Below are 20,515 nucleotides of genomic sequence, written 5' to 3'. Positions count from 1 at the left end.
GGCAATTAATTTGGAATTAAAAATTAATTTAAATAATAAAAGAATCGAATCATTAGATGAATTTAAAAATTGTTGTAATAGATGCAATAACATGGAGAAAGACACAGTTTATGTTATCCAAAATGGTACAAACGATGTGACAAAACTGATGAAGGCGATAAAGGATGCAGATTTGGAATTAACGGATTATGAAGAGAAAAAAAGTCAGGGGTATTATAGGACTGATAGATTGGACAGCTTTATTGAAGCAGACAAAAAAGAAGTTTATTTGTCGTTATATAATGAATGGGTAAATACAAAGGATAAGGATTCATATTTTGAAATGAAATTTCCTTTTAATTTTGAAAACAATTTATGGGATATAACTTATAAACAAGCTTTTTTACAAATAACAGAAGAATTTTTTCAAGAAATGAGTACAATAGTTAAATTGAGAAATTTTGTAGTGATAATGTTTAATTGGATAGACCTTTATTTCCCTAGAATATTTTCTACGACCAAAACACTATCAAGGTTTCCTAAATTTGTGTATGTAGGGCCTATTAGAACAAATGAATTCCTTTTTTTAAAATTATTAGCTTTGTGTGGCTGCGATGTTTATTGTATTAACCCATTTAAACAACTAGATATAAAATTAGATAATATAACATTTGGAGCTCAACTTTTAAATGAAAATGAAGAAATTAACACAAAAATTCCTATTTATAATAAGGAACAAATACTGTCAAAGTTCCATAGAAATATGCATATAGAGAAAAATAACAATGAAGTTTGTGCAACTAGAGCAATATCTGGCAGTCAAATGCAGGAGACTGAAAAAAGCTTGGAATATGAGGAACTGGCTCAAATGGCCTCATCAGTCGTACTGATAACAGTATTAGATGAGAATAAAAATCCATTTGCATCAGGGTCAGGGGTTCTAATTAATAATAATGGGTACATTTTAACAAATTTTCATGTTATTGCAGGTGGATCTGAGTTTGCCATTAGATTAGAAGAAGAAGAGCAGATCCGCTATACCACTGAACTGATAAAATATCACTCGTCAAATGATTTGGCATTATTGAGAATAGAGCCAGTAAACAGAAAACCTATTCCCTTATATTCTGGAAATAAATTGGTTAGAGGGCAAAAAGTTGTTGCTATCGGAAGTCCGCTAGGCTTATTTAATACTGTATCAGATGGAATTATTGCAGGATTTAGAGAGTTTGATCAACGCTCAATGATACAGTTTACTGCACCTATTTCTCATGGTAGTTCAGGTGGAGCCTTGCTAAATTTGCATGGTCAGTTAGTAGGAATTGTAACTGCTGGATTTGATGATGGACAAAATTTGAATTTGGCTGTTGATTATGAGACAGCAGCCACTTTTTTAAGAGGATTTCTTTAAATTAAAATGTTATTTTAAATAGCCATTTTACAAATAGCAACAAATTATAGTTCTTACAATTTAATAAAAAATAGTTAATTTGTTGAAAAAGTATGATACATGTAGTATGATTTTAAATAAATGAAGGGGATAATGTGTCAATTGGACACATTATTTGAGAGAATTGTAAGCTGTGCCTGTGGTTATCTGCTTAACAAAAATTATGATAGGGTTGGTAATATGTTTGAACGAATAAAGTTAAATACTTTTGAAGACTATTTTGTTCCCTATTCTGGACGTAGTAGTAACGGGGTGTATTTTTGTCGTCTAACTAAATACAATGATGAAATACATAATGTTATTTGTAAGTATATTGAAATTACGCGTAAAGCGGGGGTTTGTATTAGTGAGAAAATTGGTAATCCTGATGAAAAGCAATTGGGTTATTTTGATGAAATAATGGGAAGGAAGTTTCAATTGAATCCAAATTTTTTTATTTCATCATTAAAAAAATGGCTGCCAAGAATTAAAGAGGTACAGCGGACTTTAATTGCAAACTGCTTTTATGACATATTTATAGAAATGGCCAGAGAAGGCAAGACTGAAAATATGCAGAAAAATGCCTATATAAAATTTATGTGCTGGTTGTATTATAAGTTTGAACCAATTTTGCAGGAGTTAGGAAATTTTGATTTACCTAAAATATTGTTCGAAGGATATTTAAATGAATATGAATTGAAAATAATGACAATTTTATCTAAATCAGGATGTGATATTTTATTATTGGAATATTGTGGAGATGATAAATATCTGGAAATAGATGCTGCTTCTTCATATTCACAACTTATAAATGTGGAGGGTAGCGTTTTCCCACAAGATTATTCAATTCTTGAACTGCGGAAGCAGCTTGCCAATAAAGTGGTTGAACCTGAATTAAAGCAATTTAAACCAGAGAAGCTAATTAATACAAATACTTGGATACAAGGGGATCCATTCAAAGACGCATTGTGCTTACAAGGTCAAAGAGGGAATGATACGAGATTTTTTTATAGTCTGTATGCAGGTATATATGGAGTTGAAGATACAACGACTTATTATGCAGACTTACTCAAATGGAAAATTAAAATGGAAAGCTGTGGTAATGTTTTAATTATTGTTGAAGAAAATATTCCACAACCTACATACGAAGAAATAAATAGCATAGGCAGGAAGAATTATAATTCTACTAAAGCACTGATTAATGATATGGTAATGCAGGTACATTGTCCTAATCGAAAATTTGAGACATATTGTCAGAATGCATTTATACTGACGATGAAAGAATTGTTGGATATGCCTATTCAAAAATTACTAAATATAACGGTAGTTCTAATTTGTTGGTTGAATCGTTATGCACAAAAACTATCAAGTCAGCAGGAAAAAGGGTCAGTGTTTTTGTTTTATGGAGAAGTTAAGGGGAATAATCAAGAACTCTTTTTTAACTTAATATCACAACTCCCAATTGATATTATCATAATTAATCCTGAATCAAATCAAGTGCAGGGTATTAAAAATAGTCTTTTTTATGCCCAAAATTACGAAAATACTTTGCAAAGAAAAAAGTTTCCTGATGATTTAAATAATATTCAGTTTGGAACAGTAGCTTATCACGCAGAGCAGGATTTAAATACTATAATGTATCAAGATACTGGTGTCTATAAAAATCAGCAGTTTAAGGGAGCTGTACCAATCCCCCTGCAGATTATATATGAAGAAATCGCAATTTTGTGGAACCAAGAAGCTAAATATAGACCAAATTTTGAAGTTTTTGATGATAAGGTAATGGTGCCCACAATTTTTTCGAAAGTTTCAGGTGTGCAAGGGAGCGTTGATGAATATTGGGAAAAAATGTGTGAACTGGTTTCGGATGATGTATTTATAATTAAAGAATTTCCATATGCTAATACTATCCCAAATTCATTTAAAGACAAGTCCTATATGTTTTTACAGCATGGAAAATTAGAAATTAATAAAATCAAAAATCATACAACATATCCATTTGCATTTATTAGGGAATCAATGCAGGATTATATGCTACAAAAACTACAAGAAATGTTAGATAGCAAAATTATCGCAGGGACAGGAACAAATGGGATAGAAAACCTTATAGTGTCGACTGTACTTAATATGGATATGAAGCTTTTAAGATTAATTCAAAAGTATGATTTTACTAAAGGCATTCCGAAGGTATTGGTTATTCATACCCAGGAAAGTAATTGTTCCCAAGAGGATGGTATATTGTTGGCTTATCTTAACATGATAGGCTTTGATATAGCAATGTTTGTACCAACTGGATATACAAGCATTGAAAGGTTTTACACTCGGCCAATGTTTGTTGAGCATCAAGTTGGAGAATACATGTATGATTTGCAAATTCCTAATTTTGAATATTTAAAAAGAAAACGAGATGGCTTTGCAAGCAAATTATTTAGGAGAGGAAGGTAATGAGATGGGGATTAATTTGAAAAGTCCAAATGCAACACAAACAACAGATGTAGTACAAGATATTCCACAAAATGAAATTGAAGTAGTTGAGAGTTATAATATACAGGCAGATAGAGAAAGACTAACTCAAGAATTGGTAGATTCGCAGGAAGTTGATACATTAGTAAGTACTATTAATGTTTATGAAGGTGAGACAATTGTGACCTTTGGGGCTGATGCTGCAGAGGATATTTCACGATGCTCAGATGTTATTCTTAATAGCATGAATATGAGTCAAATCAATGAATCTGGAGAAATGCTGGTGCTGTTAGGCAAAATTATGGACAAGTTCGATATAGAAGAAATAAAGGACAATCCTAAACTGTTTAGTAAATTATTTGGCAATTTAAAAAAACAATTAGATAAGATTTTAGACAAATATCATACTATGGGGGGGGAAGTTGATAAGATTTATGTTAAACTTAAACAATATGAATCTGAGATAAAGCAATCTAATAGAAAGTTAGAAGATATGTTCCAAACAAATGTAAATTATTATCATCAATTAGTAAAATATATTTTAGCAGGGGAACAGGGAATAAAAGAAATTGAAGCATTCATTACTGAAAGAAAACAACAGTTACAAGAAACTGGTGACAATTCAATCCAGTTTGAATTAACGACTTTAGAACAGGCTCAAATGATGCTTGAACAGCGAACACAGGATTTAAGAATCGCTGAGAATGTTGCACTTCAGTCAATTCCTATGATAAAGACAATGGAATTCAGTAACATGAATCTTGTTCGTAAGATCAATTCAGCATTTATTATTACACTGCCAATATTTAAGCAGGCTTTATCACAAGCTATTTTATTGAAGAGACAGAGAATACAGGCTGAAGCCATGGCTGCTTTAGATGAAAAGACAAATGAAATGCTTATAAAGAATGCACAAAACACAGCAATGCAGTCTAAAATGACCGCACAGATGGCTTCAGGAAGTTCAATTAAAATTGAAACACTTGAAACAACATGGAGAACGATCGTCTCTGGTATTGAAGAGACTAAGCAGATTCAAGAAAATGCAAAAAAACAACGTGAAGAAGATCAAGTACGTTTAAATCAGATAAAGAATGAATTTGATAAGATGTTTAATATAAAAGGTCAAATGAAAAATTAGTATTGAGGAGGAGAAAAAATGGCAATTAGTTTAGCAAAAGGGCAGAAGGTAGATCTTACTAAAGGAAATCCAGGATTAATAAAGCTTATGGTGGGTTTAGGCTGGGACACTAACAGATATGATGGTGGCGCAGACTTCGACTTAGATGCAGTGGCATTTATGTTATCTGCACAAGGTAAAGTGACTACAGAAGCAGATTTTATATTTTATGGCAATTTAAAGCATCCCAGTGGTGCTGTAGAACATATGGGAGATAATTTAACGGGTGAAGGTGATGGCGATGATGAACAAATAATGGTTGATTTATCAAAAGTGCCTGCAAATGTAGAAAAAATTGCTTTTACTGTAACAATTTATGATGCAGAAACTAGAAGACAAAACTTTGGACAAGTTTCAAATGCATTTATTAGAATTATAGATGATACTAAGAGTGAAGAGCTTATTAGATATGACTTAGGTGAAGATTTTTCAATTGAGACAGCAGTAGTAGTTGGAGAATTATATAAGCATAATGGAGAATGGAAATTCAATGCGATTGGTAGTGGTTTCCAAGGTGGATTAGCAGCGTTATGTACAAACTATGGTGTTAATGTAGCCTAGTCAGGAGGGTTTTAAAATGGGAGTTTGTTTACAAAAAGGCCAGAAGGTAAATATAACGAAAGATAATCAGGGACTTACTAATTTACTGGTAGGTATTGGCTGGGATATTAATCAGTTTGATACAGGTGGAGATTTTGACTTAGATTCAGAAGCTTTTTTACTTGATGATAATGGAAAAACAACAAAACAAGATGATTTCATTTTTTTTGGTAATCTAAAGCATCCTAGTGGCTGTATAGAACATATGGGTGACAATCGTACGGGTGCAGGTGATAATGATGATGAAATTATAAAAATTGATTTATCAAAGATCCCTTCAAATATTAGAAAGATAGTGTTTACAGTAACAATTTATGATGCAGAAGGCAGAAGGCAGAACTTCGGACAAGTTAATAATGCATTCGTAAGAATTATTGATGAATCAAAAAACGAAGAAATATTGCGTTATGATTTAGGTGAAGACTTCTCTATAGAAACAGCTGCTGTTTTTGGAGAGTTATACAAGAACAATGAAGAATGGAAGTTTAATGCAATTGGTAGTGGTTATCAAGGCGGATTAGCTGCAATATGCAATAGTTATGGAATTTCAGTTGATTAAAGGAGAATATTAAAATGGCAGTAAGTTTACAAAAAGGTCAGAAAGTAAGTCTTACAAAAGACAATGCAGGGCTGAATAGAGTTATAGTTGGATTAGGGTGGGATGAAGTACCACGCGCAAAAGCAGGTTTTTTTGCTCCGAAGCCACAAACTATAGATTGTGACGCATCAGTACTTATGTTGACTAATGGAAAGTTGTTGGGAAAAGAAGATATTGTATACTTTGGTAACCTTGGACATAGATCAGGGGCAGTACAGCATATGGGAGATAATCTAACAGGTGCTGGAGATGGAGATGATGAACAGATTATTGTTGATTTGTCTAGAGTTCCAGAACAGTATGATAGACTAGTTATAGTAGTTAATATTTATCAAGCTGTGCAGAGACGTCAGCATTTTGGCATGATACAGAATGCTTTCTGTAGGATAGTAGATGGGAAAGTAAACCAGGAATTGTGCAGATATAATTTAACAGAAGATTACAATGGCATGACTTCAATGATATTTGGAGAAATTTACAGACACAATGGAGAATGGAAGTTTAATGCTATAGGTCAGGGAACTAATGATCCTGGGTTAGGTGAATTAACTAAGCAGTTTATTTAATTTAATAGTAATTGATAGAAAAGGAAATGGTATTACGATATTATTTCCTTTTTATTAAATACATGTAGAAAGAGAAAATACTAGATGAATAACAAAATTAAAGGATTGACAGATAATGAGGTAGAAGAAAGTCGTAAAAAATATGGCTCCAATCAGATTAAAGAAGCTGAATTAGAAACTTTTTGGCAACAGTTTATTCAGGGCTTTGAAGATCCAATGATTCGTATTTTATGTGTAATTGCAGCTGTAATGCTAGTAATGTTTTTCTTCGGTCAGAGTGAATGGTATGAACCAGTAGGAACAGTGATTGCTGTGTTATTAGTTAACTTTGTATCGGCTAAAACAGGTGCGGCAAATGATACAGCGTATAAAAATTTAAAAGCCTCGCAGAAAAAGGATACAGCTAAAGTAATAAGAAATGATGTTGTAACAGTAATTGAGGTGGATGAACTTGTTGTAGGAGATGTTGTTGTTTTGCAATCAGGAGACAAAATTCTTGCAGATGGAGTTCTTGCAAATGGAAAGATTTTTGTAGATAACAGCACACTTAATGGAGAAGCTGAGGAATGTAAAAAGACAGCAGCAGATGAAAACTTTAAGATTCCGGAGAAAATTACAGGTGATACGTTTGTAGATGAGTATAGTTTGTTTAGGAGTGCCACTGTACTTGATGGTGAAGGATACATGATTGTTCAGAAGGTTGGAGAGGCAACTATGATGGGCAAGATGGCTAAAGATATGGAAGACAAAGAACCAGATTCTCCACTAAAGGTCAAATTAAATAAACTTGCAAATCAAATATCAATATTTGGTTATGTAGGTGGTTTAGTAATTGCTGTTGCATACTTTATTCATTACCTATTATTGGCAGGATCATTTGGAGCCTATTTTGATATGGGATGGATTTTTGTTCTTAAAGGTATTATGAATGCTGTTGCTGTAGCAATTACCATTATTGTATGTGCTGTTCCAGAAGGGTTACCTTTAGTCATTGCATTAGTTTTAATGCAAAATACAGGTAAACTATATAAGGTTAATGTACTTGTAAGGAAATCAATTGGTATTGAGACCGCGGGTTCCTTAAATATATTATTTAGTGATAAAACCGGAACAATTACAAAAGGTAAGTTAGAAGTTGTAGAATTTTTAGATGGTACAGGGCAGACATTGGATATTCACAGTGGAACTTCTGCAGGAATAATAAAACAAAATTTGGAGATGTGCATTGGGAAAAATACAAGTGCAATGTTTGATAATAAAAATAATGTAGTTGGTGGAAATATGACAGACCAGGCATTATTAAAATTCTTAGGACAAGATACCTATAAGAATTTGTCGGCAGAAAAAGATTGTGTTGTAACAGAATTCCAAGAATTTAATAGTGCAAACAAATTTAGTCAAGTATATATAGCTTCAAAGGAAAAAACTTTTTATAAAGGCGCCCCAGAAAAAATTTTAGAAAAGGCGAAAAAGTTTTTAGATCCTAATGGAAATGAAGTTGAACTAGATTTAAAAGGGGTAAATATAAAAATTAATCAGCTAGCAAAAAGGGCAATGAGAGTTATAGCATTTGGTTATAGTAAAAGTCCCTTAACACTAAATGAAATTAATGGTGATGTTGTGCTAGTCGGATTTATTGGTATAAGAGATGATGTTCGACCAGAGGCAAAACAGGCTATACGAGAAGTTCAGTCTGCGGGAATACAAGTTATAATGATTACAGGAGACAAAAAAGAAACTGCTGTTGCTATAGCAAAAGATGCGGGGCTTCTTACAAGTGAAAATGACTTAGTTATTGCTTCAGCAGAACTGAATTCAATGACGGATGAAGAAATTAAGGAAATAATTGAAGATATTAGAGTTATTTCAAGAGCTTTACCGACTGATAAGAGCCGAATGGTAAGAATATGTCAGGAATTAAATTTAGTTGTTGGTATGACTGGTGATGGTGTTAATGATAGCCCTGCATTGAAGCGGTCCGACGTAGGATTTGCAATGGGAAGTGGAACTGATGTTGCTAAAGAAGCAGGAAAATTAGTTATATTAGATGATAATTTTGATTCTATTAAAAATGCTGTTTGGTATGGTAGAACATTATACATTAACATATTGAAATTCTGTAAAATGCAGCTGGTAATCAATGTTGCAGCGGTATTGGTATCCGCAATATGCCCATTTATTGGTATTGAAGCGCCTTTAAAGGTAACACATTTACTATGGATTAATTTATGTATGGATAGTTTGGCTTCAATTATGTTTGCCGGTGAACCTGCATTAGCAAATTATATGCATGAAAGACCTAGAAGAAGAGATGAAAGCATTATTAGCAAACCAATGGCAGCACAGATTTTAGTAATGGGCGGATGCTTGACAACTATGAGTATTCTATGGTTTAAAGTACCTATTTTTGCAACCTTTTTTGACAATGAAGCTCAGTTCTATACAGGGTATTTCTGTATGTTTGTATTTGCATTTATGGTAAATGCATTTAATGTTAGAAGTGAAGGTCCGAATGTATTTGAATATATTAAGCAAAATCCTACATTTATTAAAGTATGGGGATTAATTATAATTGTACAGATAGCACTTGTATCAATTGGTGGTGTAGTAGGTGAAGTTTTCAGTTGTGAACGTTTTGGTTTAAGAGGATGGGGCATTGTAATTTTAATGGCTTTAGTTATGTATCCAGTAGATTTAATCCGTAAACTTGTTGTAAGAAAGCGAGAACTGCTTCGACTTATAAAATAAGAACATTGGTAATAGCTTATAAAAGGAGAAAAAATGAAGATATTTTGTTCGGATTTGGATAATACACTGATATATTCATATAAACATGATATTGGAAAGGATAAGGTCCTTGTAGAATGTATGGGAGGAAAAGAACTATCATATATGACAACTAGTGCACATAACCTGCTTATAGATATAGCATCGGATAAAATGTTTGTGCCTATAACTACAAGATCATTAGCGCAATATTCTAGAATTGATTTTGGCAGAGACATATCAATAAAGTATGCACTTGTATCAAATGGTGGTATTTTGTTAGAAGAGGGCAAAATAAATGAGGAGTGGCTTGCGGAGTCTAGAAAAATTGCAAAAGATGCAGAGGAAGAACTTGAAAAAGGAATACAACTTTTAAAGAATGATCCAAATGTATATTTTGAAGTTAAGAAGGCAGACGATTTATTTATCTTTACCAAAAGTAATGATTCTTATAAAACTATTGAGCAGCTTAAATTATCTCTTAACACTGAAAAAGTATATATTGACAAAAATGGGGTTAAAGTTTATATTTTTCCTAAGATTTTGGATAAGGGTTCTTCCATACAAAGACTTCGAAATTATATAAGCGGTGACTACACTTTTATTTCTGCGGGTGATAGTAAATTTGATATACCTATGATTGAGAAAGCGGATATTGGCATATGTCCTAAAGAATTAGAAGAAGTTAATAATGTGAGAATTAAGAAATTTAGCAAATTGACATTTACTGAAGATATGCTGAAATATGTCAAGGAATGCTAAATAAACATCGAATGCTGCAAGAGGAAGTAGATAAGTTTAAACTTAAGAACAATACAGATTTTAATTTATCTAATCAATAATTTCTTGACATAAACAATTTTCATGTATACAATGAAGAAGGATATGCAATGCATGCATATCCTTTTGTTAACTAAATATACCAAAGCGATGATGGAAACCAGTAGACCTGTGTAATGACCCTTACAGAGAAGCGTATAAAGGCTGAGAATACGTTGGTGAAACAGAGTTTGAATATCACTCCGGAGCTTTATCACAATATAAGAGGCAGAATAATGCACGATTAATATAATTAGTTATTTTGCAAGTAGGGTGGTACCGCGGTTATGAATAATCGTCCCTAATTCACTTTTGTGAATTAGGGATTTTAATTTTTTTGTAGAAAGGAAAGGCAATAAAATGTTTCAAAATTTATCTGAAAAGCCAATTGCAGAATTGCAGATGAATCAGGCTAAGGCTTGGAAAGAAGAAAGATTACTAGAAAAATGTGTAACAACCAGAGAAGGCATGCCTTCGTTTATATTTTATGAGGGACCTCCAACGGCTAATGGGAGACCTGGAATCCATCATGTGATAGCGAGAACTTTAAAAGACTCTGTTTGCCGTTATAAGACTATGCAGGGATTTGCTGTGAATAGAAAGGCAGGATGGGATACCCATGGACTTCCTGTAGAAATTGAAGTTGAAAAGCAGCTTAATATGTCTGGTAAGCAAGATATTGAAAAGTATGGTATCAAAGAATTTAATGAAAAATGCAGAGAGTCTGTATTTACTTACGAAGGTATGTGGAGACAGATGACTGAAAGAATGGGTTATCTGATTGATTTGGACAATCCTTACATTACGCTGGATAACAACTTTATTGAAACTGGCTGGTGGATTTTAAAAGAATTCTTTAAGGCAGGCATGATTTATGAAGGCCACAAAATTCTGCCTTACTGCCCACGTTGTGGAACTGGACTTGCTTCTCACGAAGTTGCCCAGGGATATAAAGAAGTAAAGACTCAGACTATAACAGCTAAATTCAAGAGAAAAGATGCTGACGAATATTTCCTTGCATGGACCACTACTCCTTGGACACTTGCTTCAAATGTAGGGCTTACGGTAGGTCCGGATATTGATTATGTAAAGGTAAAGATGCATGACGATCTAGATGCTGAAGCTGGAAGGGTATTCTATCTGTCTAAGAATCTTGCGGATAAGGTACTTGGTGCTGGAAAGTATGATGTGATAGCGGAAATGAAGGGTAAGGAGCTTGAATTTGTTGAATATGAACAGCTTATGCCGTTCATAAAGCCTGATAAAAAGGCATTCTTTGTAACTTGTGCAGATTACGTTACCATTGAAGATGGTACTGGTATTGTTCATACTGCACCTGCATTTGGTGAGGATGACTACCAGACTGGCAGAAGATATGATTTACCAGTAATTAATCCGGTAGATGAGCAGGGCAAATATACGGAGACACCTTGGGCTGGACGTTTTGTTATGGAAGAAGGTCTGGATGTTGATATTATAAAATGGCTTGCGGCAGAAGATAAAATTTTTACCAAGGAAAAGATGGACCATAACTATCCACACTGCTGGAGATGTGGAACTCCGCTTATTTACTATGCAAAGCCAAGCTGGTACATTGAAATGACTAAGCTTAAAGATCAATTGGTGGAAAATAATAAGACTGTAAATTGGTTCCCTGACTTTGTAGGTGAAAAGAGATTTGGCAACTGGCTTGAAAACGTAAATGACTGGGCTATTTCCAGAAATAGATATTGGGGTACACCAATTCCTATTTGGAGATGTGAATGTGGTCATTTAGAATGCATAGGCAGCAGAGCAGAATTAGTTGAAAAGTCTGTTGAAGAAATTACAGAAGAGGTTGAATTACACAGACCTTATGTGGACGATATTCACGTGAAGTGCCCTCACTGTGGGAAGCCAATGAATAGAATCCCTGAGGTTATGGACTGCTGGTTTGACTCAGGATCGATGCCGTTTGCACAACAACACTATCCATTTGAAAACAAAGAAAAGTTTGATGAAGAGCTGTTCCCAGCAGACTTTATTTGTGAAGGTATCGACCAGACTAGAGGCTGGTTCTATTCACTTCTTGCGATTTCAACATTTATAAAAGGTAAGGCACCATATAAGAACGTTCTTGTCAATGATCTTATACTTGACAAAGAAGGCAAGAAGATGAGTAAATCCAAGGGCAATACGGTAGATCCATTTGTTTTATTTGACAAGTATGGCGCAGATGCTACTAGATGGTATTTACTATATGTATCCCCAGCATGGTCACCTACTAAGTTTGACGAAGATGGATTAATTGAAATTGTAAGTAAGTTCTTTGGAACACTTAAGAATGTATATAATTTCTTCGTACTTTATTCCAATCAGGATAATATTGATCCTGCCAAGGTCGATGTACCTTATGCAGAGAGACCAGAACTTGACAGATGGGTTCTTTCAAAGTACAATCAGCTTGTTTTAGATGTTACTGAAGAAATGAACCGATATGACCATATGAAGACGGTAAGAAAGATTCAGGAATTTGTAACTGAAGATCTGTCAAACTGGTATATCAGACGTGCCAGAAGAAGATTCTGGGGCGAAGGTATGACAGAAGATAAAAAGAGCGTTTATGCTACAACTTATGAAGTACTTGTGGGAATTTCACAGCTTATTGCTCCATTTGCTCCATTTATTGCAGATGAAATGTATACTAAGCTTACAGGAAATGAATCAGTTCATATTTCCTTCTTCCCTAAGGCTAATGAAGCTTTAGTTGATAAGAATGTTGAAGAAAGAATGGATCTTGTTAGAATTATGGTGGGGCTTGGCAGAGGAACCAGAGAAAAAGAGAGAATTAAGGTTAGACAGCCTCTTTCAGAAATTCTGGTGGATGGTAAATATGAAGCTCTTATTAGCGATCTTACACCTTTAATGATGGAAGAATTAAATGTTAAAAAAGTTGTCTTTGAAACGAAGCTGGATCAGTTTATGAATTACACCTTGAAGCCTAACTTTAAGGTCGCAGGCCCAGTTCTAGGTGCAAAGATTAAGGCGTTTGGCGGGGCACTTGCCCAGGCTGACCCTGCGGAACTTGTTGGTAAGCTAGAGGCTGATGGTGAAGCTACTCTTAATATTGGTGGTGAAGATTTTACTATCAATAAGGACTTAGTAGAAATTAAGATTAATGCTAAGGAAGGTTTCTCTGTGGCTATGGAAAATAATATATTTACAATTCTTGATACTACTATAAATCAAGACCTTGTAGATGAAGGTCTTGCCAGAGAACTGATTTCAAAAATTCAGCAGCTTAGAAAGCAGAATGATTTTGAAATGATGGATAACATCAGAATTTATGTGGCTGCTGATGATGCTGTTAAAACTGCTGTTGAAGCACACAAGGCATATATCATGAAGGAAACTCTTGCTGTAGAAATTACTGAAAAATCAGGATTGGACGAATATGACTTAAATGGACATAAGACAGGTATTGATGTAGAAAGAGTATAATTTTAAAGTGGGTGCAGTTTGAAACTGCGCCCTTTTATTTATAAGAGGAAAAATTAAGTATTATGGCACAAAATATAGCTTTAGGATTATAAATGACAATTAAAAGTCAGGAAATTTGACATTTTAATATTAGCATAGTAATATTTGGTTATAATTTAAAAATATTAATAATAAATATCAAGAATATATTATATACACTAAGTAAAGAGGATATAAATGGACAAAATCAATTTAAAGAATATGACACTTAAGGAAATGGAAGTTTTCTTTGAGAGCATAGGAGAAAAGAAGTTTAGGGCAAAACAAGTATACCAATGGCTGTACAGAGGAATATCCAGTTTTGATGAAATGACAGATTTATCTAAAGAACTGCGGGAAAAGCTGCATACATATGCAGAAATTGGGAATCTTAAAATTATAGAGGTCCAAAGCTCAAAGACAGATGGAACGAAAAAATACCTATTTGGGCTGGAGGATGGCAACAGTATAGAGAGTGTTTTTATGAAATATAAGCATGGTAACTCTATTTGTATATCTTCCCAAGCGGGCTGTCGTATGGGTTGTAAATTTTGCGCTTCTACTATAGGAGGGCTTTGTAGGAATCTGACTGCTGGTGAAATCATTGATCAGATTGTTTCTGTTGAAAAAGATACCAAAGAGAAAATTAGTAATATTGTTGTAATGGGTACAGGAGAACCTTTTGATAACTACGACAATCTTTTTAAGTTTATTCACTTAGCAAATAGTAAAGAAGGTTTGAACATTGGTATGAGAAGTATAACCGTATCTACTTGTGGTATTGTTCCTAAAATTGCAGAATTTGCAAAAGACTTCCCTCAGGCTAATTTGGCCATATCTCTTCATGCCCCTAATGATGAAATAAGAAACAGGACAATGCCCATAAACAAAAAATATGATATGGAAAAACTTTTAGATGCATGTCATGATTATGTAAAAGACACAGGGAGAAGGATAACATTTGAGTATGCTTTGGTATCTGGTGTAAATGACCAGTCAGTTCATGCAGAAGAGCTGAGCAAAAGACTAAGAAAAATCATGTGCCATGTAAATTTAATACCATTAAATAGTGTAACAGAAAGCGGGCTTAATGGGTCTTCAAGAGCGTATGCATTAGAGTTCAAAGACAGATTAGAAAGGCTAGGGATAACTACTACAGTTAGAAGAGAGCTTGGAAGTGATATTGATGCTGCCTGTGGGCAATTGAGATTGAAAAATTATGAAAATTTGGAAAATTGATAGAGGTTTAAGGGTTATTTAGCTTGATATGCAATAATCAATAGTGTATAATGAGCTTACACAAGCTACTACAGCAAGTTAACGGATGCAAATATTGCATAGCTCAAAGAGGAGGCGATTACGATGGTTAAGTTATTAATCGGTAAGAAGGGTTCAGGTAAGACCAAAACAATGCTAGACATGGCCAATGAAGTGGTTGAAGATAGCAAGGGCAGTGTTATATTTATTAATAAAAACCAGAGACTTATGTGTGACTTAAAGCATAAGATTAGAGTTGTGTGTATGGAAGACTTTCAACACATTACAAATAGCGATGAATACATAGGATTTATCTACGGTATCATTAGCTCAGATCATGACATTGAAACAGTTTTTATTGACAGCATCTTAAAACATGCAGACATTAATGAGGATAATATTCCAGACTTCCTTAGCAGGCTTAAAAAGATTTCGCAAAGATATGATATGGAGTTTGTAGTAAGTTTAAGTGTTGAAAAAGAAGATTTAAAGAACGTTGACTTTAACGAGTATGAAGTTTTAAATTAGAATAATTAGCAATGTAATTGCTTGAAAAAGTGGCGGTGAATTATTCACCGCCCTTTTTGAGGTTATTATAAGTGCGACAAAAAATTAACATATTACATAAGAAAACAGAGGATTAAGACATGAAGAAGGTAGGATTATTTATATTTTTAACAGCTTTTTTATTTGGAACTATGGAAGTTGCATTAAAACTTGCAGGAAGTGGATTAGACTCATTCCAACTGACATTTTTACGGTTCATAATAGGCGGTATTTTATTACTTCCTTTTGCACTTAAGGAAATTAGTAAAAATCAAACTAAATTGGGGATAAAAGATTTTGGATATCTATTATATTTGGGTATAATATGTATACCAGTCAGTATGTTGTTTTTTCAATTTGGGGTAATGCACTCGAATGCTTCGACTGCATCTGTTATAATGTGCATAAATCCATTGTTTACTATGATTTTTGCGCACTTTATGTCAGACGAACAATTTAATAAGAAAAAATTAGTGGTATTATTATGGGGAATACTGGGGCTTGTTTTTATGGTAAGACCATGGGATATTCAAGAGGGAAATACTCCTAAGGGAATTTTATTTATGCTTATAGCAGCAGCTACATTTGGACTATATACTGTAGCAGGAAAGAATAGCATAAACAAAATGGGGATTATGGCTCAGACTAGCATTAGTTTTATTTTAGGTTCATTGGTGCTTTTAATTATAATGCTATGTATGCATAAGCCTGTATTACAAGGTGTCGTGGATAATATTGCAACGGTTATGTATATAAGTATTTTTGTTACAGGTTTGGGGTATTATTTCTATTTTTCAGCAATAAAAAACTCAGATGCAACTACTGGGTCCATAGCATTTTTCATTAAACCAGCTATTGCACCAGTTATAGCAGTTATAGTTTTGGGAGATAAGTTACTTTGGAATACATATATAGGAATAGCATTCATTTTAATTGCTTCTTATTTAAATATATATAATAGAAAAGTAGAGGGTAAGAACATTGAACAAGAGTAAGTTGAATTTGAATATAATAGAAGATACATTTAAAAATAGAAAACCGAATGCAGTTGGAACCTATAGTTACTTTTCTGTAATGGTACCTCTTGTAGAAAAAGAGGGAGAAATCTATTTATTATATGAGGTACGTGCAGATTCTTTGAAAAGGCAACCAGGCGAAGTATGTTTTCCAGGAGGAGCCATTGAGAAAAATGAATCAAGAAGGCAGTGCGCAATTAGAGAAACCCGTGAAGAATTAGGCATTAGAAAAAAAGATATCAGGATAATTGCAGAAATAGATACATTATATACGTATAGTAATTTTACTATGTATTGTTACTTAGGGCAAATCAGTTATGAAGCATTCTGTAATGTAAAAATTAATCCGGAAGAAGTAAAAGAAATCTTCTTAGTGCCTTTGGAATATATAACAAAAGAAACTCCATTTATCTACAATATGGATGTAATACCAGAGATAGGCAGCGATTTTCCATACAATATGTTAAAACTTTCCAATGGTTATAATTGGAGAAGAGGTAAATCTCAGGTTCCTATTTACACCTATAAGGATAAAGTGATATGGGGCTTAACCGCTAGAATTACACACAATTTGGCAAGTATTATAAACTCAAAAAGCAGCGAGTGAAATTACTCCTGCTTTTTTATTGGTAATTTTTATGGGATGATTTTTGAGTATAAAGGGGTCTATACTTTTTTACGGAGGCAAAACCAAATAAAAATAATGTCTCCAATGTTTTGGATAAAGTGGAAAGGGAGGACAAAATTATGAAAACCAAATTTGTCAAAACAACGTTATCACTATCATTACTGCTTATGGCAGCAGCACCGACTGCAGCTTTTGCAGGAACAAACTGTAACGCAAATGTTTCAGTTCCATTGAACCAATCAGTGGTAAAAAGTTTAAATAGCTGCGTCTCAAACGCAGGGGCACTTGAATGCTTAAAGAACAATCTAGGTTGTAACTTTACATTGGACGGTAACAAGCTTCAGGTTGTTCAACAAAATAATTGCCAACTAAAGGCTACTAATTGCAATCTAAGTCAGAAGCAGGCTCAGGTTAAAAAATCAAAGAGCTGTAATGCTAAGACAACAACAAAAGCAAATGCAACAACAAAAGCAAATGCAAATACAACAACAAAAGCAAAAACAAATACAACAACAAAAGCAGATACAGCTACAACAACAAAAGCTACAGCAAAAGCAGATACAGCTACAACAACAAAAGCTACAACAAAAGCAGATACAGCTACAACAACAAAAGCTACAGCAAAAGCAGATACAGCTACAACAACGAAGGCAGACACTAATACAGCAGCTAACACAAATACCAATGTAACAGATGCTGCTAAGAGTACAGCAGCTGTAGGTTCTTATGAACAGCAGGTTGTAAACATTGTAAATCAAGAAAGAGCTAAAGAAGGGCTAGCACCATTGACTTTAAATACTAAGTTAGCTGGTGTTGCAGAGACTAAGGCTGAAGATATGAGAGACAAAAACTATTTCTCCCACACATCACCTACTTATGGTTCACCATTTGATATGATGAAGCAGTTCGGTATTTCATATACAGCTGCAGGAGAAAATATAGCTAAAGGTCAGAAAACACCAGAGAGTGTTATGTCTGCATGGATGAACTCTCCAGGTCACAGAGCAAACATTATGAACAGTAATTATGAACAGATTGGTGTAGGTTATGTAACAGACAGCAATGGAACTACTTACTGGGTACAGGAGTTTATTAAATAATTTGACGAACACCCGAAGACACATGCGATAATAACTATGTTGAAAAATTGCTTCATAACATTTATAATATAAAATATGGAAATTAATCAACCGTATTGATGAAGGGAGAAATCTTATGAAGAAATTTTTGGCAATGGTACTAGCTTTAGTGCTTGTACTTGGTTTAGTTGCCTGTGGTGACAAAAAGGCACCAGCAGAAGATAAGGCAAAAGAAACTTATGAGATCGCGATGATCACTGACGTTGGCGAAATTGACGATAAGTCATTTAATCAGGGAACTTGGGAGGGTATTAAGGCATATGCTGAAAAAAATAAAATTACTCACAAGTACTATAAACCAACCGAAGAAAGTGTTGATGCTTATCTAGCAGCTATTCAGCTTGCTGTTGAAGGTGGAGCAAAGATTGTTGTAACTCCAGGATATTTATTTGAAGTACCTATTTATCAAGCTCAGGAAATGTATCCAGATGTAAACTTTATTTTAATTGACGGATATCCAAATAGTGGAGAAGAAAATGCAGCAGCAGCACCTGCAAAGAATGCTGTAGGTATTAAATTCGCTGAAGAAGAATCAGGTTACTTAGCTGGTTATGCAGCTGTAATGGATGGATACACTAAACTTGGATTCATGGGCGGAATGGCTGTTCCAGCTGTAGTTCGTTATGGATATGGTTTCGCACAGGGTGCAGAAGCTGCTGCTAAAGAATTAGGACTAGGTGCTGGCAGCGTCGACTTAAAGTATCACTATACAGGTGGATTTGCGGCAACACCAGAAGCTCAGACATTGGCTTCATCATGGTATTCTGATGGAACAGAAGTTATTTTTGCCTGTGGTGGTAAAGTAGGTAACTCTGTAATGGCAGCTGCCGAATCTTCAAAGGGAAAAGTTATTGGTGTTGACGTTGACCAAAGTAGTGAATCAGACACAGTTATTACTTCTGCTATGAAAGGACTTGCAGCTTCAGTGCAGTCTGCTCTTACTGATTACTATGCTGATAAGTTCCCAGGAGGACAATGTTTAACTCTTGGTGCTGCTCAGAAGGGTGTACAGCTTCCTATGGAAACTTCCAAGTTTAATACATTTACTAAGGACGATTACGATGCGGTTTATGACCAGTTAGTGAAAGGGACTATTGTACTTCAGAAGGATGAAGTTGAAAGTGCTGACAAACTTGGATTAAACAGTGTTAAGGTACAAGTTATTAAGTAAATAAAACTTATAATGACGGTTGATAGAATGGTTATTTAAAATAAAACAACACACCTTATCGGGTGGGTTTGATAAGGAAGTATTAACCTTATGTAAGGACGGTGTAGCAAAAGCTATGCCGTCCTTTGCTTTGCATTGATTTTTGATTTGTAATACTGTTGCTGTCACCTTGCAATCCGTCATCATGAGATAACCTGCAATCCATTTTCTATATCGTTATCGTTTAATAGATAAGAAATCATCTTTTAAAATCATTCTTCGTTGGGTTCTCTGACATAGCAGCAATATTTAATTGTCTTTCTTCTTAATCATATACTGAAACATTTATCCTTCCAGGAGCTTAGAACCTTAACGCTTTTCGACTTGACTTCATATCATATATAGGAGAATTGTTCTTTTCCATAAAATAAAGGAAGTGGAGTTGAAGTTCATGTCAACAGATAAAAATAGCAGAGAATCAAATATGCATCATTGCAATGAATGTGATGAATGTGATTCTTGCAAAAAGGAATGTGAAGATCGTTACAAAAAAAAGTGTAATGAATGGCTGAATTATTATGATAGAAAAATGGAAGAATGTTGTGATAAGGAATGCATAGATTGCTATAAGAAAAAATGCGAAGAATGCATTGAATATTATAATGAGAAGAAGTTAAGGTGTAGTGAAATATGTTGTTGTAAAGGACCAACCGGAGCCACCGGACCAACAGGACCGACCGGAGCCACAGGAGCGACCGGAGCCACGGGACCGACAGGAGATACCGGACCAGCAGGAGCAATCGGAGCCACTGGAGCCACCGGACCAGCAGGAGCAATCGGAGCCACCGGAGCCACGGGACCAACAGGAGATACCGGACCAG

16 protein-coding genes are annotated in these 20,515 nt (G+C 34.3%); all 16 read left to right on the top strand.

What is annotated here, in order from left to right:
* Positions 1-10: 10 nt before the first annotated feature.
* Positions 11-1,390 carry a S1C family serine protease gene (locus RTW14_RS15670; RefSeq protein WP_312653138.1) on the top strand — a complete coding sequence of 460 codons (1,380 nt, stop codon included), beginning with the start codon at positions 11-13 and terminating at the stop codon, positions 1,388-1,390.
* A gap of 141 nt (positions 1,391-1,531) precedes the next feature.
* A complete protein-coding gene (locus RTW14_RS15665; RefSeq protein WP_312653135.1) occupies positions 1,532-3,853 on the top strand; it encodes a YceG family protein in 2,322 nt (773 codons plus the stop codon).
* Positions 3,854-3,857: 4 nt separating this feature from the next.
* Positions 3,858-5,012 carry a toxic anion resistance protein gene (locus tag RTW14_RS15660; protein ID WP_312653133.1) on the top strand — a complete coding sequence of 385 codons (1,155 nt, stop codon included), beginning with the start codon at positions 3,858-3,860 and terminating at the stop codon, positions 5,010-5,012.
* An 18-nt stretch (positions 5,013-5,030) separates the two neighbouring features.
* The gene (locus RTW14_RS15655; protein ID WP_312653131.1) at positions 5,031-5,612 is read left to right on the top strand and encodes a TerD family protein; all 582 of its coding nucleotides are present in this window, start codon (positions 5,031-5,033) and stop codon (positions 5,610-5,612) included.
* Between the two features lie 16 nt (positions 5,613-5,628).
* Entirely contained in the window at positions 5,629-6,210 is a 582-nt protein-coding gene (locus RTW14_RS15650) for a TerD family protein (RefSeq protein WP_312653129.1), read from the top strand.
* Positions 6,211-6,224: 14 nt separating this feature from the next.
* Positions 6,225-6,815: a TerD family protein gene (locus tag RTW14_RS15645; protein WP_312653127.1), complete on the top strand. Its 591-nt coding sequence runs from the start codon at positions 6,225-6,227 to the stop codon at positions 6,813-6,815.
* A gap of 84 nt (positions 6,816-6,899) precedes the next feature.
* Positions 6,900-9,563 (top strand): calcium-translocating P-type ATPase, PMCA-type, encoded by a 2,664-nt coding sequence (locus tag RTW14_RS15640; protein WP_312653125.1) that lies wholly within the window; start codon positions 6,900-6,902, stop codon positions 9,561-9,563.
* Between the two features lie 33 nt (positions 9,564-9,596).
* Positions 9,597-10,343: an HAD hydrolase family protein gene (locus tag RTW14_RS15635; RefSeq protein WP_312653123.1), complete on the top strand. Its 747-nt coding sequence runs from the start codon at positions 9,597-9,599 to the stop codon at positions 10,341-10,343.
* A gap of 417 nt (positions 10,344-10,760) precedes the next feature.
* Complete coding sequence (gene ileS, locus RTW14_RS15630; RefSeq protein ID WP_312653121.1) at positions 10,761-13,880, top strand: isoleucine--tRNA ligase; 3,120 nt, start codon at positions 10,761-10,763, stop codon at positions 13,878-13,880.
* Positions 13,881-14,096: 216 nt separating this feature from the next.
* Entirely contained in the window at positions 14,097-15,137 is a 1,041-nt protein-coding gene (gene rlmN, locus RTW14_RS15625; RefSeq protein ID WP_312653119.1) for a 23S rRNA (adenine(2503)-C(2))-methyltransferase RlmN, read from the top strand.
* Positions 15,138-15,260: 123 nt separating this feature from the next.
* Complete coding sequence (locus RTW14_RS15620; RefSeq protein WP_312653117.1) at positions 15,261-15,683, top strand: hypothetical protein; 423 nt, start codon at positions 15,261-15,263, stop codon at positions 15,681-15,683.
* Between the two features lie 119 nt (positions 15,684-15,802).
* Positions 15,803-16,696, top strand: a complete 894-nt coding sequence (locus RTW14_RS15615) for a DMT family transporter (protein ID WP_312653115.1) — start codon at positions 15,803-15,805, stop codon at positions 16,694-16,696.
* Positions 16,683-17,324 carry an NUDIX hydrolase gene (locus RTW14_RS15610; protein ID WP_312653113.1) on the top strand — a complete coding sequence of 214 codons (642 nt, stop codon included), beginning with the start codon at positions 16,683-16,685 and terminating at the stop codon, positions 17,322-17,324. The genes RTW14_RS15615 and RTW14_RS15610 overlap by 14 nt, the downstream gene beginning before the upstream one ends.
* 140 nt (positions 17,325-17,464) lie before the next feature.
* Positions 17,465-18,445: a CAP domain-containing protein gene (locus tag RTW14_RS15605; protein ID WP_312653111.1), complete on the top strand. Its 981-nt coding sequence runs from the start codon at positions 17,465-17,467 to the stop codon at positions 18,443-18,445.
* A 115-nt stretch (positions 18,446-18,560) separates the two neighbouring features.
* Positions 18,561-19,655 carry a BMP family lipoprotein gene (locus RTW14_RS15600; protein ID WP_312653109.1) on the top strand — a complete coding sequence of 365 codons (1,095 nt, stop codon included), beginning with the start codon at positions 18,561-18,563 and terminating at the stop codon, positions 19,653-19,655.
* Positions 19,656-20,085: 430 nt separating this feature from the next.
* A partial coding sequence (locus tag RTW14_RS15595) for a collagen-like triple helix repeat-containing protein (RefSeq protein ID WP_312653107.1) occupies positions 20,086-20,515 on the top strand: 430 nt, incomplete at its 3' end.

The organism is Aminipila sp., from assembly GCF_032051575.1.
Taxonomy (GTDB): Bacteria; Bacillota; Clostridia; order Peptostreptococcales; family Anaerovoracaceae; genus Aminipila.
This window is presented reverse-complemented; position numbering and strand designations above follow the sequence as displayed.